The sequence below is a fragment of the Paraburkholderia sp. BR14374 genome (assembly GCF_040948685.1).
Taxonomy (GTDB): Bacteria; Pseudomonadota; Gammaproteobacteria; order Burkholderiales; family Burkholderiaceae; genus Paraburkholderia; species Paraburkholderia youngii.
The window spans coordinates 170932-186740 of record NZ_JBFPKF010000010.1 but is presented as its reverse complement, the minus strand read 5'-3'; the positions used below and the strand labels follow the sequence as shown (position 1 = coordinate 186740).

The following is a 15809-nucleotide window of genomic DNA, read 5'->3' as shown; positions in this document are numbered from 1 at the left end:
ATCGCTAAGGAGAGCAGCATGCCCGCAGTATTTCGTCCGGACCCCTATGCCGGCTACTGTTTTGAGGTCATTGTGACCGGCATTAGCAATGACGGAAAGAACGTGAAGGGTTCCTTCATGGAAGTCGCGGGGCTCGGCTCGGAGGTCCCTCCGATCGAGTACCGTAACGGTTCCGAAGACATCTCGGTCCGCAAGATCCCAGGCCTGAAGAAGTTCACCAACATTACGCTCAAGTGGGGAGTGACTGCTGATCTCACGTTCTGGAACTGGATTCTGCAGGGCATGAACGGAACGATCCAGCGCACCAACGGTTCTATCGTGCTGCTTGACGAACAGCGGCAGGAGGTGATGCGCTGGAACTTTACGCGTGCATGGCCATGCAAGTACACGGGTCCGGGGCTCAATGCGAAAAACAATGAAATCGCGATTGAGACCCTGGAGATCTGTCATGAGGGGCTTTCGGTGGACGGACAAGCATGAGTCCTGCGGCGTCCATTCCCGGTCTTTACTACACGTTTGTCGCGCCGCCAGCCGAGAAGTCGCCGCTGCGCACTGACGTGGCGGGCTTCTTCGGCCGCACGGTGCGAGGACCGATTGGGCTGGCGATCCGTGTGACCGGGTGGCGGGAGTACGTGAACGTGTTTGGTGATCTTGACGAAGGGATGATGACGCCGTACGCGCTGCGCGGCTACTTCGAAAACGGAGGACGGGCAGCGCACATTGTGCGTCTCCTTGGGGGCGGTTCGCAGCCCGCTTGGACGACGTGGACGGCTGGATGCTTTGACACAGCGACTGGCAATCTGGACGCGGACTGGCCGGGGGCCAGCGGGCTAGCAGCCATCCAGTACCGCATCGAGGCAACGAGTCCGGGTGACTGGGCGAACGGCACGTTCATTGAGATCCGCCTTTGGACGTCCGGCCGCATGGGGCAGCCCGAAATAGAGCTGGACATCATTCCACCAAACCAGCAGCCTGAGTTTCTGACCGGCATCGACCCCGGTTCTATCTCAGAGGAAGTGGCGGCACAGTCTGCCTACATTCGGATTGCGGCGATGCCGTTGCCGCCGGGGCTGGCGCCGGTCCTGCTGGGCGCCGCGGGGCCTCGCTATCGGACATGGACGCCGCCGCGACTGGGATCCGGGCTAACCATACCCCCAAGCCGGTCGGATTACCTGGCGGCAGTGCAATCCCTGGGGGACGAACCCGAAGTGGCACTCGTAGCCAGTCCGGACCTACACGCAGCAAGCGCTTCATATGGTTCTGACGGCAACTCAATATTAACCGAGGCGGACCGGATCGACGTGCTCGCCGCCCTGTTGATTCAGGCGGAGCAACTCCACGATCGACTGGTCATCATCGATGTCCCGCCCGACCTGACAGATTCGCTGAAGGCAGTGTCTTGGGTCGACGGGCTTCGGTTGCACCCCGAACTAGGGGACGAGGCGGTGCTTCGCAATGCCGCCGTGTACCATCCCCGCCTGCGCGTGCCCGACCCGCTCGGAGGAGTTGCTGCGCCCCTGCGTTGTGTAGCCAGCTGTGGGCACGTGGCCGGGGTGATCAGTCGCCTCGATGGTCAGTTGGGGGCTTACTATACGCCCGCAAACGCCTCGATCATGGAAGCGCTTGACCTCTCACAGTCAATCGACGCCGCCGATCAAGCCATCCTTTACGCTGGCGGAATCAACCTGCTTCGGTGTTCACCTGGACGCGGGCTGCTCGTGTGGGGTGGCCGCGTACTAGGCCTGCCCGACCATCATGGAGCCGAGGGCCGTGGGACGCAGGTTGGACTGACTCCACCGGGCGGCTTCATTGCACACCGACGACTGGTACATGTGCTGGTGCGGGCAATCCGGGCGGTCGCCGAGCCTCTAGTGTTCAGCACCAACGGACCAGAACTGTGGCTTGCCTTCGTGCGCAGCATCACGACCGTGCTGCTTGAGGCCTTTTGGGCCGGAGCGCTCAAGGGGGCCACGCCGGAACAGGCCTTCAAGGTGACTTGCGACGCCACCATCAACGGTCCCGACGAGATCGACCAGGGAGTCGTGTTGTGCCTGATCCAGGTAGCACCTGCCGTCCCCATGGAATTCATCACGCTGCGCGTACAAGTCAGCGCGAATGGACAACTGGAGGTATTTGAATCGTGATCGAAGACGTCCTGCCAGCCTTTCGCTTTCTTGTAACCTTGCAGCCCGGCGACGCTTATCTCCCGCCGGCCCAGGCCGCGCTACTACCGCTTGTGGCGGGCGGCGAATTCATGGAAGTCAAGGGTCTTGGCGCGGACCTCGAAGTAACCGCGTATGCCGAGGGTGGCTTGAATGACCACTTGCATCAGCTACCCGTCCGTCATTCGTGGACAAGGATCTCTCTGCGCCGGGGTGTCGTCCGCGATCGCGGTTTGTGGTCCTGGTACGTTGCTGGCTTGACCCAGTCGCTCGGCGCCAGGCGCGACGGCTCAGTGATTATGCTCACCGCCGCCGGAACGCCGGCGATGAGCTGGACCTTCCAGGCGGGTCTGGCAGCAAAATGGGTCGGGCCCGAACTGAACGCCATGCAGAGCGCCGTCGCCGTGGAGTCGCTGGAAATCGCCCATCACGGCTTGGTATCGGTTCTGCTCTCACCACCGGGACCGTCCTGACCATGATCACTATCCACAATCTGGAAGTTCGGCTCGACGTAGAGGGCGACAGCGACGAGGCGGTGTTCGCTCGTCTGTTCGACAAGTATATGCGGCAGTGGAGCCGGCTGGCGGAGGAGGCGAAGACCCGCCAGCGGCTCGCCGAGGCTCATCGTTCGCTCGGCGATCGCCCTTCGACGGACGGTACGTGATGCTAAGCCCTGTCCAAATTGCCGGCCAAAGTCTTGTCCAGGCTTATCTGGAGATCGTGGCGCCTCGCGTTGCTGATCCTGTCATTCCGTTGCGCTTCAATCCGACAGAATACCAATTGCAGAAGGCAAACAATTTTGCGGAAATTGCCATTCCCGGATTGGAGTCTCCGCCAATTCAGTTCGTCCGGGGTGCCAGCGAAAAGATGACCGCGGAGGTTCTGGTCGACACGTCGGAGACACTGGACGATGTGCGCGTTGCGTACGTGAACAAGCTGCGCGGCCTTCTCGATCTGAACCGCGAGCTGCATGCGCCGCCGATCGTGCGATTCGTTTGGGATACCGAGGTTTTTCGCGGTGTTCTGGAAAGCATGAATGTCACCTACGTCCTGTTCACACCAGAAGGTATACCTCTGAGGGCGAAGCTGGCGCTCAGTCTCAAGGAATACCGGCCGGTCGAAATCCAGATCAAGGAAAATCCCACTGCGTCGCCGGACTATGACAAGACTTATGTGGTTCAGCGCGGCGATACCCTGAGCTCAATCGCCTTCGCTGTTTACCGGGATCCCGGAGTCTGGCGCGACATCGCCCGCAACAATGGGATAAGTGATCCGCGCTCGCTTGAGCCTGGCACCGTATTGCAGTTGCCCAGGTTGACGTAGGGAGAGAAAACCCATGGCCGCCCGTTCGCTACGCTCCTCAGGTTTGCCGTCCACGGACTACTACGCACCCGACTACAGGATTACGGTTGAGGGGCAGGAACTCGATCCGACATCGAAGGGCGATGTACTGGAAGTAAAGGTCACGATGGACCTCGACAACATGACGCACTTCGATCTAACCGTGAATAACTGGGACGACAAGCATCTGACGTTCAAGTACAGCGATACGACGACGTTCGACCTGGGGAATCGGGTCCATGTGCAGATGGGCTACGCAGGCAACCTGCTCTCCATGGTCGAAGGATTGATCACCAGCCTGACACCGCGTTTTCCTGAATCTGGGCCGCCGACCTTGGCGGTTGGTGGGGAGGACCGGATGGTCAAACTGAAGGAGCGCAAACCTAGAGACGGTGAGCAGAAGAAGTTCGTCAACAAGGACGACGGGGACATTGTGCGTGCCATCGCACTGCGCAACGGTCTAGTGCCAAAGATCCAGAACACTGGCTTGATGCACGACATTGTTATTCAGAAGAACCAGGACGATGCAGCGTTCCTCATGGAGCGGGCGAAGCGCGTGGACTTCGACTGTTTCATTGGCGTTGATCCGGACACCGGACTGGACGCGCTCTATTTCCAGAGTCCCACTGACGCCCGAAATGGTAGCCGGGTGCGAGTGTACGTGTTTGAGTGGGGGAAGAGCCTGATCAATTTCAATCCGGCGATTTCGCTGAATCGCCAGGTCGGGAAAGTCACGGTGAAGGGCTGGGATCCCAACACGAAGTCGATCATTCAGTACGTCGCTGGCCCTGGGGATCTCCCCACCGCTGGCGGCGGGGAGAATGGGCCTTCTGCCATCCAGACCCGTCTACAGGACCGTGAGGACATCGTTGTCGACCAGCCCGTGACTAGCCAACAGGAAGCCAAGGCACTGGCTCAGGCGTTGCTGCGAGAGCGAGCCTACAGCTACATCACCGCGAGCGGTCAGGTGATCGGCCTGCCCGACCTGCGTCCTGGCGACAACATCGAGGTTCAGGGCGTGGGCAAGCGTTTCAGCGGGAAATATTACGTGACCAAGGTCGAGCACGCGCTGGGCAGTTCTGGGTACATGACCAGTTTCGACGTGCGTAACTATGTCGATGGAGGGACTAAGGGATGAGCACCGCCAACGCAACGATTTCCCGCACACGGACGACGGACAAGCGATTCTACGGCGTCGTCGAGGCGATCGTCACGGCTGTGGAGGACGAAGCAGGGAAGGAGGGGCGGGTCAAGGTCAAATACCCGTGGCTCGACGATCAGATGGAAACGGAATGGTGTCGGGTTCGCCAGTTCTACGCCGGAAACGGGTACGGCGCGTTCTTTGTTCCCGAGATCGGCGACGAGGTCCTGGTGGCGTTCATCCACGGTGACATGCGTTTGCCGATCATTCTGGGGGGGCTATACAACGGCCAGGACAAGCCGCCCAGCTATCGCTCGGCGAGCCAAGATCAGAAGATGATCCGCACGAAGGGTCAGCACGAACTCCTGTTCGATGACTCGAGTGGACAGCAGCGGGTGCGCATCACAACGCAGGGTGGGCACACCGCAGACCTCAGTGATGCTGAGAAGAAGATCACTCTCCAAAGCAGCCAGGGCCAACGCGTGGTGGTGGACGATTCGAGCAATACGATCACATTGACCACGAACGGCCGATCCGTCACGGTCGACGGCGATTCGGGGACCATCACGCTGGACGCGACCACCATCGTCCTGCAGGGCACCAGCATCGCCCTCGGTGGTGCGGCGGCGACAGAGCCCTTGGTCCTTGGAGAGGCATTCATGACGTTCTTCAACCTTCACACCCATGCGTGTACTGCCCCGACCACGCCTAGCTCGCCTCCAGTGGTTCCGATGACGCAGGCGGTGCTGTCACTGGTCACCCGAACGAGTTGAGCCATGGCGCAATCCTTCATTGGCACGGGCTGGAGGTTTCCGATCCTGCCGGATGCGAGCGGGAGCCTCGGCTACGTGAGCGGCGACGACAACGTGGAACAGTCGCTGCACATCCTGCTCATGACCCAGTTGGGTGAGCGAGTGATGCGCTCGGATTTTGGCACGCAGGCGCCGCGGCTAGTTTTCGCTCCGGGGACTTCGCAATGTCTGCGTCTTTTGGAAACGACAGTGCAGGAAGCCGTGCGGGATTGGGAACCCCGGGTCGACCTGACCGACGTGCGTGCTGAAGCCGACCCGGATCCGGGCAGGGCATTCCAGGCGACTGTTTCGATCAGCTACACGGTCCGCCAGACGAACACCAGCGGCAACCTCGTCTTCCCCTTTTACCTTGGCACAGTTGCGGGACTCTGATGGCTCTCGACCCTGTACAACTCGACACTCTGACCTGGGACCAGATGGTCACGGCGATCCAGACTCGGATATTTCCCGATTCGGACCGGCAGTGGACTCTGCACGCCCCAGTTGATCCAGGCGTGACAATGCTCGAGTTGTTCGCGTGGCTGCTCGACCAACGGATCTATTGGATGGACCAGGTACCCGATGCGCTCATCCTGGCGATTCTGTCACTGCTCGGCGAAGCGCCGAAGCCGGCGAGGGCTGCCGTCACGGTCCTCCAACTTGTCGCCGATTCGCCCACGTCTCATTCGAACGTATTCTCCACCGCCCCTCAAGGCATGCTGATGCGACGCGGAGATACTATTCCACCTCTCATCTTCACGCTCGACCAGAGTCTTACGGTGCTGCCGGTGAATTCGATCACAGTTGATGTCGACGGCGTCGAACGGTCGGCAGACCTGACACAGGGGCAACCGGTTCCGCTAATGTCGCCCGGCGCGGGGTCGGCCATAGTCTTGATCACCCTCAAGCTAAGCGCGCCAGTACCCGCCAGCATTTCGGGGGGCTTTGTTTCACTGCTGCTGGAGCTCGAAACGCCGTCGGACGTCTTTCCACAATGGTCGTGGGATGCGGCGGCGGTTGCACCGCCTGCCACGCTGGCATTTTCCTACGCTGGTGCCTCGGGGACGTGGCTCCCGCTTCAGGCTGGACAGGTGGACGATGGGACGGCCGGTCTGCGCCGTTCGGGTCTTCTGCGTTTCGCCATACCTGCGGATTGGCAGGGGCAGTCGGACAGAAGCGATTCCGCCTCCAATTCCTACACGATACGGATGTTGATCGGTAATCCTCAATTTTCAGTAGTGCCACTCCTTTCTCGCATCGTGCCGAACGCTGCGGTAGCACACCATAGATGGCTTCGCAAAAAGTCGCTCGCTAACCCCGGTTGGCTGCCGATTCCAGGGAACGTAATTTCCTTGCCCGCTGTTCCGAGCGATTCGAGTCTGAAGGAGTATCCGCCCCTGGAGGATAGGGTGCAGTTGACGCTCCAGGAGCGAGATCCCCAGAACCCGGCTGGCAAAGCATATCGGTGGTCGGCGGTTGCAGACCTGTCGCTTTCGGGGCCCGCAGACCGCGTTTTCGTCGTAGAGCGCGGCAAATCGCAGTTGCGCTTTGGGGACGGGCTTACCGGCCGCTTGCCGGTACCGCTGACGACAGTGGCTGCGGCGATCCAGCTGGCGTACGAGGTGGGTGGCGGAGCGGACGGAAATGTCGGCACGGACCTGAGCTGGGTTGCGCTGCCAGGGCGAGACGGCGATCCGGACCCCGGCTTTACGGCGGTTAATGTGGTCAGCGGTGATGGCGGCCTGGAGGCAGAGACGCTGGATGCCGCCACCCAGCGCGCGCGGGCCGCACTAAACGAGCGCAACCGGGCCGTCATCCGCTCGGACTATGAGAACCTTGCGCGTTCGACCCCCGGGGTGGCTTTTCGTCGGGCCTACGCCGGCATCGGATTTCATTCCGACTTTCCATGCACCACGGTCCCTGGGGTGGTCACAGTGTTTGTTGTTCCCTACGCTCCGCGCATCACAAACGACGGGACTATTGATGCGCTTGCGTTTGTGGCCGCGCCGCAGCCGGATTCCGGTGCGCTGCAAGCGGCCCGGACGCGGCTCGACACCGGGCGCCTACTTGGCAGTGAAATCTTCGTGATGGGGCCAGTCTATCGTCCGGTCTGGGTCTCCGTCATCATCGCCAGCGACGGTGCACTACCCACCGATTTTCACGAGCAGGTCAGGAGAGGTCTGCAGACGTTTCTCGATCCGCTGGTTGGGGGGGCTGACGGGCTCGGGTGGCCGTTTGGAGACCCATTGCGCCCATCGGCTCTGCTCCAGGTCGCGCAAGACATCTTGGGGCCGGCTGGCGACGTGCTGTCCGTGGCGATCAGCTTGGATGCCATGGACACGACGGAAAACTGCAAGGACGTGAAGATCGAGTCCCACGAGCTTGTCCAGTTGCGGCGCGTAGACCTCCATACGCAACGCCGCACTTCGTCGAACGGGGGGCTGCGATGAGCGCGCCATGGTGGGGCAAGGAGGCCACGGATCTGGCTCGATCCCGGCCCGTGCCGCAGGGGGCCGCTCCTCAGGTCGAGCCCCAACTGGTTGGGGTTGTTCGCGACGGCGTGCGGCGGGAAGTGCTCGCCAGAGCGGGATCTTTCGCCGCCGAATGGACGAGTCGCCGTCCAGGGGACGCGGGCCTTGCATTGGTGAAGCTGTTCTCCGAGGAAATGGAACCGGTACTGCAGCGTCTGAACTGTTTGCCGCAAAAATCCTTTGTCGAGTTTTTGCGTACCGCTGGGGTGCGGCCATCGCCGCCGATTCCCGCAGTCGCCTTACTGCAATTCACGGTTGCAGATGCAGCACCCCATTCAGTGCTTGTGCCAAGCGGATTCCAGGTGGGTGCCTCACCGGCAGGCGGTGGAGATCTGGTGATCTTCGAAACCGATGCCGATCTCTATGCGGCGCCGGGGAAAATCCAGCAACTCTATGTTTTGGACCGCGGCTTTTATGAAGCAATTGATCCCACCACTGATAATGTCCCGTTCCAACCGTTCGGCCCCAAGCCTCGGCCGGGAGTCGCGTTCTTCATCGGCCTGTCGACCGACGCGTCCGTGCAGTTCGGACCGCAGCTTTCTATCGGTATTCAGGTCCAGCAACAGGATGGGCAGCCGGCGCCGGTATCGACTGGCGGCCTCCTCCCTTTACCCGTTCCGCTCGCACCGTTCCTGCAGTGGGACGTCCTGGACGGCGGAGAATATCAGCGCGCTGCAGTGATTGTCGACGAGACCAGCGGGCTGCTGCAGAGCGGTGTCGTTACCGTAGCTTTGCCAACGACGTGGAGGCCTGGGGTACCCGATGGTGCGCCTGACTCCAGTGCCCTGCGCTGGATCAGGTTGCAGGTCCAGTACGGGGCCTATCCGCAAGCTCCTCTCCTGTTGTCGGTCAGGCTGAACATGGTGCGCGCCACGGCCGTTCGAACGATCACCAGCGAAGTTCTCACGCCGCTCGCGAACAACCCCGCCGGCGGATCAGTGATGAGCCTGAGCCAGGTACCGGTCGTTCCTCACTCACTGATACTCCTCGTCGATGACACCGCCGACCTATCTTTCGTGGCCGGGCAGCCAGCGTCCGTTCAGCCTGGTTCCGCCACCGCAGCGCTCGCCGCCGCGCGACCGTGGAGCGAAGTGGATGATCTTTCCGAATTCGGACCGGAGGACGAGGTCTTTGTGCTTGACTCGGCAAGCGGGCAGGTGACTTTTGGAGATGGAACCCACGGCAAACGCGTTCCACCCGGGTTCCGCAATGTCGTCGCACAGCAATACCAGGCTGGCGGAGGCGCAGCGGGAGCGGTGGCAGCAGGCAAGGTCAGCAATCCAGTCAATTCCGTGCCATTCGTCTCAAGTGTGCAGAATCCCCAACCGGCCACTGGTGGGTTGGACGCGGAAACGCAGGATCAGGCTGAGTTGCGCGGCGCGAGAGAAATCCGCGCACGCGGCCGCGCCGTTGCTGTTGCGGACTATGAAATCCTTGCGTTGCGCACACCCGGTGCGCTGGTGGCGCGCGCCCAAGCCTTTGCTGGCTTTCATCCTGCCTTTCCCGGGACGCAGATCCCCGGCGTGGTGGGCGTATTCGTTGTTCCCGCCCAGAGGGATTCGGGGGCGCCGGTGCCGGACGCGGAGACGCTGCGCGCGGTTTCGACCTACCTCAGTGGAGAGTTAGCTCCCGCAGGCGTCGAAGTCGTGGCCGCGGCGCCCCAATATCGTCGGTTGCAAGTACAACTCACCCTCGTTATCGACCCGGCGTTCCGCCGGGGACAGGTGGTCGACGCCGTCCTGGCTCTGCTCGACGCTTACTTCGATCCGGTGATCGGGGGGGAGAGCGGGCAGGGCTGGCCGTTCGGTGGAACGATTTCGTATGTTGCGCTCGTTCGCCGACTCGTCGTGCCGACGAACGGGGTGATCGCGGTGTCGAATCTGCGCTTCATCGTGGCCGGCGTTGCTGGTGCGCCCTGTAGTGACTATGCGATCCCTGCTGCGGCGCTGCTGTGGCCGGGCGACCACAACTTGATCGCGCTCGCGCCGGGGGAACGGCTATGAGCTGTGCCGCCACCAAGGGCAACTTCCGCCTGCTCGACGCCTACGTGGGATGGGATGCCTCCACCAGCGACATCACCAATCTCGTCGGCATCGACGATCCGGTCGGTCTGTCGTTGGCGCTGGTTGACCCGGCTGCCGTCGATCCTGCTGGCATCCTTGCGTATATTCTGCCCGCGCGTCTGGCGCGCGGTTGCTCTGTTTGCGAGTGGTACCTCGCGACGCCCGCGCCTCCCAAGTCCCTGATCCTGCACCGCGACGCATGCCAGCCCGAGTGGCGATCGTTGTGGACGGATGCCTGCGCGCCCGAGGTGCATCGAGACGTTGCAGCGGTGACCGCCTGGCGGCGTCTCGTCGCGGTGTCCGACCGTGCCGCTGGCCGCGTGCTGGTTTGGGCAGATCGAGGACGCAGGTTGATTGGCAATATTGAGATCCGTGACCCCGGACCGATCGCGTTCTCGCCGGCCGGTGAACTACTGGTGGCGACAGGTAGCTCCGGGGAGATCCAACGCTTTGGGCTCGATGGGTTTCGACGGGCGCCCGTTCCTGCTGCACCGGACAATGTCTGGGCGCTGGCGGTCGATTCTGCCGAGCGCGTCTGGGTGGTAACGCGGCTGGGATCCGTCTGGGGTCTGCTGCGCGCGGAGCCGGGCGATGATCGGTTCTCCCCGGTGACCGTCGCGGAACTGGCGCTGGCATTTCCGCCAAGCGGCCTGGTGGCTGCTGCCGAAGCGGGTTTTTGCGTCGATGATGGCGCGGTGGTGGCGTGCTTCTCCTGGTACGGCCGCAATCTCGAAGCCAGGGACGTGCCCCCGCCTGCGGCGCCACGGCGCCAGACTCAGGGACAGCTTCTGACACTACCGCTTGACAGTGGCGTCCCGCGCTGCCGTTGGCATCGCGTCCGTGTGGACGCGGATGTTCCTGCGGGGACGGCACTATCCTTCGCAGTCGCCAGCGCGGAAAATTCCCAGGCGCCAGCGGCTGGCGATTCGAAACGGGATGCCCAGTGGCGGGATTTTCCTGCAGGCGTCCCGCACTTTTCGGACTGGACTACTGCGCCGCCGGGCGCCACCGACTTCCTCATCGACCAGCCCCCGGGCCGCTACCTCTACTTCCGCCTGCGCCTGATCGGTGACGGCGGTGCAACGCCCACTGTCCGACGCGTTCAAATCGACTTTCCCCGGGTGACGAGCCTTAACCACTTGCCCTCGGTCTACCGTGAGAACCCAAAGGCAGAGGACTTCACGGAGCGCTTCCTGGCTCTGTTCGACGCCTCGGTCGCGGACGTCGACCGCGCGATCGAACGTTATCCCGCGCTGCTGGATCCGTCGGGTGTCCCGGAACAGTTGCTGCCGTGGCTGGGCGGATTCTTCGACATCGGGTTCGATTCCACCTGGGACGCCGACAAGCGGCGGCGAATCCTTCAGAACGCGCCCCAGCTCTATCGGCAGCGCGGTACCCTGGACGGCCTGCGTCAGGCGTTGCAGCTGGTGTTCGGCGTGGCGCCATCGATTGAGGAGCTGTCATCGACGGGTATCTGGGGGGCGCTCGGCAGCCGGGAAATCGTGTGCGCGAAACGGCGCGCGGATCCTGCATTGCGGCCGGCGCTGCACCGCACGGCATGCGTTGGAGCAGTGCGACTGTTTGGCAAGGCCCGGGCCCGCTTCCGGCTGGGGGCTTCGCCATTGTCGACTACGCCACTGCGCAGCTACGGGGATCCGGACAAGGATCCGTTGAGTGACGGCGCCTATCGATTGCGTATCGTTGTACCACCAATGCCGGACATGTCCCAACGGGCGCGGGATGCGTTGATCCGGCTGATCGACGCGCAGAAGCCGGCCCACACGCTGGCAAGCGTACGGTTCGGGGGCGCTGGTTTTCTGTTGGGCCACTGGTCGGCGGTCGGCGTAGACACGGCCTTCGTTCCATTGGCGCAGTCCGTGCTGGGCGCGCGCGGCAACATTCGGCTCAATCGCATGGGCATTCTGGGTCAGGGACGGGGCGGCTCGACACCGGGGCGCGTGCTAGGACGCGACTCGCTCGTTGGCATTCAAACCATCGCAGGGTGATGACACCATGAACGGCACGGGACGGGTTTTACCGCAGCGAGGCAACGGCGACGGGTGTATCGACCTGCCGGCGTTTCGCCGCTTGAGATATTTCTATGGGCAAATGCTGAGCGCTCAGGATTTTCAGACCGAGCAACATTTTTTTCGCGAGAAGCTCAAGCTGCACAACCGCTGCCTGCATGGATATGGAACGATCTGCGGGCTGCTCGTCGAACCGGTCCCATTTCCCGAAGACTGCTTCAAGGAGGAAGAGGAAGAAGAACGGAAATTGCGCGAAGAGCTGGACCGCCTGCTGGACCGCAGGGTAGCCGCAGGGTCGTATAAGGCCTCCGCGCCTGCATTGCCAATGGCCGGGGCAGCGGGGGCCGAGCCGGCGTCGGCATCTGAACGTGGAGCCGACCGAACGCCGGGGCCCGTCCGCGTTCCGGCCGCCATATCGCCGACTGCACCTGAATCGACGGGCGCTTCAGGTAAACCGGCGGACTCTCAACCTGCCCTCCCGGAGACGCCCGCGGAGGACCTCGGCACGCTGGACGCCCACATCGAAGAATTGAGGCGGCGACTGGAAGCGTTGCACAAGCAGCACTGCCGCGAAGCCCCGCGCACGCGTTTTCGCATCGACTGCGGCCTTGCGCTGGACTGCTGCGGGAACGAACTGGTCGTGCGCCGGCCCCTTGTGGTCGATGTATTGGAACGGCTCAGCGCCGACGACTATCGGCGAGTTCGACACGGTGCCTCCAGCCTTTACGTGAGCATTTGTTACTGCGAGCGACCGTTGGACCCGGTTCGCCCCGTCATCACCGAGGCGTGCGGGGCCACAGCCGACTGCTCGTACAGCAAGTTACAGGACGATGTGACGGTCCGGGTGAGCGTCGACCCTCCTGCGGCCGACTGTCGGTGCGAAACCTGCTGCGAGCCCTGTACCGAACCATGTCTTCTGCTGGCCCGAATAGACGCCTTTTGTCCAGGCCATCCGATCCGCGAACACCACGTCCACAATCACGTGCGCAGGCCAGTCGGCCTCTATCAGCCAACCACGATCGTTGGAGTGAGCTGGCAACAGGGGCATCACTATACCCAGGATGAGGCGAAACTGCTTCTGGGAACCGACCACGAGCGCGGCGACGCGCAACGAGGGCTGGAAATCCGATTCTCTCGGCCGGTACTGTCATCTTCGATCCGGCCTGGTGTTGTGGATGTCTGGGTGATCGAGGGCGGGCGCGGACGCTCGGCCGAGATCTATCACAAGGCGGGTGAATTCGTCGATCTCCACGATCATCCTTTGACGGATCGCATCGTTTATCGGGACCGCACGGGGGAGACCCTGGAGCCAGGCGACCGCGTCCTGATCACGGTGCGGTGCGAGTTTATCCTGGATGAATGCTGTCGCCCGGTGGACGGCGAGAACTGGGGTGGGCGGGTCCCCATCCTGGAAGAGTATGCCGAGCGCTTCAGGATACGGCCATCCCCGACGGAATGCGGGATGCCACCGAGAGGCTACGGTCCCTGGACTTCAGGCGACGGCTACCCCGGAGGAACGTTCGAAGGCTGGTTCTACATCCGGGAGCGGGAGCATCCGCAGGGCGGCAGGCACGGGAGAGATTTCGATGAGCACTAATACGACCATGCAGGCAAGCCGTTCCAGTAAGCCTTGCGGCTGCGTGGGTACGAGCAGCGCGCCGGGCGGGCCATGCGCGTGCGGAGGTGTTGGGTGCATGACCTGTCAGAACGTGGGATTCACGCGGCCGAGGTTCTTTGCCGGTCAACTCCTCACGGACGAAGACCTGCAGCTTCTGGGAGACTACGTAGACGCCAAGAACCGCCTCCATAGTCGCGCGCTGTTTGGGTCCGGCGTCGTATGCGGGCTCGAGGTGGTCTGCCAGCCCTGCGGTATGGGACATGTGATCGTGAAGCCGGGCTATGCGTTGGATTGTTGCGGGAATGACATCGTGGTGTCCTGTTCGCAGGAACTGGACATCAATGCCATGGTGCGGGACCTGAAGCTTCGCCTGAACAGCGGTTATGACTGCGGGGATCCGTGCGCCGATTCAGCAGCGGGCGCGTCTGGCCGGTACATCGCCGGCAGCAAGCCGCTGCCCGCATCCGCGGGTGAGGCGAGACACAGGGGGAATGGCGCGCGCGAGTACTGTTTGTATATCAGCTACTGCGAGCAGCCGAGTGATCCGGTGTCGCCCTATGCCACCGACTCTCCGTGCGTCCCACAGGCGTGTGAGCCGACGCGCATCCGGGAGGGTTTTCGATTCGAGCTACGTTGTGCGGACAAACAGGATTCGCCGCCGGCTATCTGCTCGCGCTTTTGGGACTGCATCGGAGACCCGACGGCGCTCGAGCGGACGACCGTCGACTCGGAACACCTGCGAATCTATGGCGCTGAGGCCGTGCACGCAGTGAAGGCTTTGCGCGATGCTCCCGCACCGCTTAAGCCGGAAGCCTTCGCAGCGGAACTGGAGCAACACCTGGCGCATCTTGCCCGCGAGTTCGGCGAGTTCAAGGAAGTGGGCGAACGGGAGGAGTCACCGGAACTTCGGCCGGTGCTAGCGGCGGTCCGTGTGCTGGGCAGGGACGTTGCACGCCTCCGGATACAGACAGTGGAAATGCAGGAGCGTCTTCTCGGGGTTGGGGGCGTGAGGAATCAAATCAGGGAAGCCGAAGGGCTCATGGCCAGGGTCCGCAAGACCATAACGCCCGCCGAGATCAGGAAATTCATGGAGACCGCACTTGAACGTGCCCATGCCGCGGCGCTCTTGTGGGTGGTCCATCGGCTCGCCGAACAGGAACCCGCCGAGCTCCAGGAAGCGGCGGGTGGCGAAGTCCCCGCCGAGGACGCCAGGCAGGTCAAGCCCATAGTGATCCGGGATATCGCGGTGCAAGCCCTGGCCTATGGAGCGGTATGGTCACCGGACCTGCAATCGGCGGCCGCGGACTCCCTGGCGGCGATCCGGGCCTGGCTGCTGGAGCACATGGAGCAGTCCCAGAACAACACACACTGCGATCTGTTGTGCGAAGTGGAACAGATCGCGCTGCCGCCGCCGACGTCGCGGTCAGAACTGACGCTCGATGATCTCCGAACATTCGGCAATGCCGCCGCGGCGCTGGCTCGGGCGGTACGAGAGGTGCTGCGCGGTTGCCTGTGCAATGCGCTGAATCCACCTTGCCAGTCCTGCGACGACCCGGGGGTTCTACTTGCCTGCCTGACGGTCGAAGACTGTCGGGTTATAGATATCTGCAATCTGGAACGGAAAATTGTCGTGTCACCGGTATCGATTGCCTACTGGATTCCGGAGGTTCAGCGTGTCGGGGAGGCGATCGAGCGCTGGTGCTGCGACTGCGAGGAAGAGATCGAAGAGTGCGAACCGCGCGGGGTCGAGGAGAATCCGTTGATCCGTGCCATAGGCCCGATCAACGGGTACGCCATGCTACCTCTGCTGATGATCGCCCGTGGCTGCCCCGAACCGCGCAAGCACACCGCGCTGCTTGCGAATCTGCCGCTTGATTCGCTAGCGCATGTCTTGCGGTCGGTCGCCGGGTATGAGCGCCCGGCGCTCGCGGGCGAAAGAGGGGTAACGGTGGCCGCGCCTCGAGTCCACGAAGAGTCGCAACGCGAGGCCCGATCCGAACTGGAGAGAAAGCTGGCTGATACGTACGCTTCACTCGAAAGCGTGCGGGCAGACTACGCCAGTTTGGCCGAAAGGCTCTCCGTGCTGGAAAAGAAGCAACCAGCCCGCAAGTGAGTAGCAAGAGAGGATAGATCGC

General features: G+C 62.5%; 13 protein-coding genes. All 13 read left to right on the top strand.

The window, feature by feature from the left end:
• Positions 1 to 18 precede the first annotated feature (18 nt).
• The 13 genes from AB3X86_RS23400 to AB3X86_RS23340 all read left to right on the top strand — a co-directional run bounded on the left by AB3X86_RS23400 (position 19) and on the right by AB3X86_RS23340 (position 15787).
• Positions 19 to 480, top strand: a complete 462-nt coding sequence (locus tag AB3X86_RS23400; RefSeq protein WP_368597846.1) for a phage tail protein — start codon at positions 19 to 21, stop codon at positions 478 to 480.
• Positions 477 to 2144 (top strand): phage tail sheath C-terminal domain-containing protein, encoded by a 1668-nt coding sequence (locus AB3X86_RS23395; protein WP_368597845.1) that lies wholly within the window; start codon positions 477 to 479, stop codon positions 2142 to 2144. Before AB3X86_RS23400 ends, AB3X86_RS23395 begins: the two co-directional genes overlap by 4 nt.
• Positions 2141 to 2635 (top strand): phage tail protein, encoded by a 495-nt coding sequence (locus tag AB3X86_RS23390; protein WP_368597844.1) that lies wholly within the window; start codon positions 2141 to 2143, stop codon positions 2633 to 2635. Before AB3X86_RS23395 ends, AB3X86_RS23390 begins: the two co-directional genes overlap by 4 nt.
• Before the next feature lie 2 nt (positions 2636 to 2637).
• Positions 2638 to 2826 (top strand): putative phage tail protein, encoded by a 189-nt coding sequence (locus tag AB3X86_RS23385; protein WP_368597843.1) that lies wholly within the window; start codon positions 2638 to 2640, stop codon positions 2824 to 2826.
• Positions 2826 to 3485 (top strand): LysM peptidoglycan-binding domain-containing protein, encoded by a 660-nt coding sequence (locus AB3X86_RS23380; protein ID WP_368597842.1) that lies wholly within the window; start codon positions 2826 to 2828, stop codon positions 3483 to 3485. The genes AB3X86_RS23385 and AB3X86_RS23380 overlap by 1 nt, the downstream gene beginning before the upstream one ends.
• Before the next feature lie 13 nt (positions 3486 to 3498).
• Positions 3499 to 4641 carry a phage late control D family protein gene (locus tag AB3X86_RS23375; RefSeq protein ID WP_368597841.1) on the top strand — a complete coding sequence of 381 codons (1143 nt, stop codon included), beginning with the start codon at positions 3499 to 3501 and terminating at the stop codon, positions 4639 to 4641.
• A complete protein-coding gene (locus AB3X86_RS23370; RefSeq protein ID WP_368597840.1) occupies positions 4638 to 5417 on the top strand; it encodes a phage baseplate assembly protein V in 780 nt (259 codons plus the stop codon). Before AB3X86_RS23375 ends, AB3X86_RS23370 begins: the two co-directional genes overlap by 4 nt.
• A gap of 3 nt (positions 5418 to 5420) precedes the next feature.
• On the top strand, positions 5421 to 5828 hold the full coding sequence (locus tag AB3X86_RS23365; RefSeq protein ID WP_368597839.1) for a GPW/gp25 family protein: 408 nt from the start codon (positions 5421 to 5423) through the stop codon (positions 5826 to 5828).
• Positions 5828 to 7885: a hypothetical protein gene (locus tag AB3X86_RS23360; protein WP_368597838.1), complete on the top strand. Its 2058-nt coding sequence runs from the start codon at positions 5828 to 5830 to the stop codon at positions 7883 to 7885. Before AB3X86_RS23365 ends, AB3X86_RS23360 begins: the two co-directional genes overlap by 1 nt.
• Complete coding sequence (locus AB3X86_RS23355) at positions 7882 to 9969, top strand: putative baseplate assembly protein (RefSeq protein ID WP_368597837.1); 2088 nt, start codon at positions 7882 to 7884, stop codon at positions 9967 to 9969. Before AB3X86_RS23360 ends, AB3X86_RS23355 begins: the two co-directional genes overlap by 4 nt.
• Positions 9966 to 12035 (top strand): phage tail protein, encoded by a 2070-nt coding sequence (locus AB3X86_RS23350; protein ID WP_368597836.1) that lies wholly within the window; start codon positions 9966 to 9968, stop codon positions 12033 to 12035. The genes AB3X86_RS23355 and AB3X86_RS23350 overlap by 4 nt, the downstream gene beginning before the upstream one ends.
• 7 nt (positions 12036 to 12042) lie before the next feature.
• Complete coding sequence (locus tag AB3X86_RS23345) at positions 12043 to 13653, top strand: hypothetical protein (RefSeq protein ID WP_368597835.1); 1611 nt, start codon at positions 12043 to 12045, stop codon at positions 13651 to 13653.
• A gap of 97 nt (positions 13654 to 13750) precedes the next feature.
• Positions 13751 to 15787 (top strand): hypothetical protein, encoded by a 2037-nt coding sequence (locus AB3X86_RS23340; RefSeq protein WP_368597834.1) that lies wholly within the window; start codon positions 13751 to 13753, stop codon positions 15785 to 15787.
• The last annotated feature ends 22 nt before the right edge of the window (positions 15788 to 15809 follow it).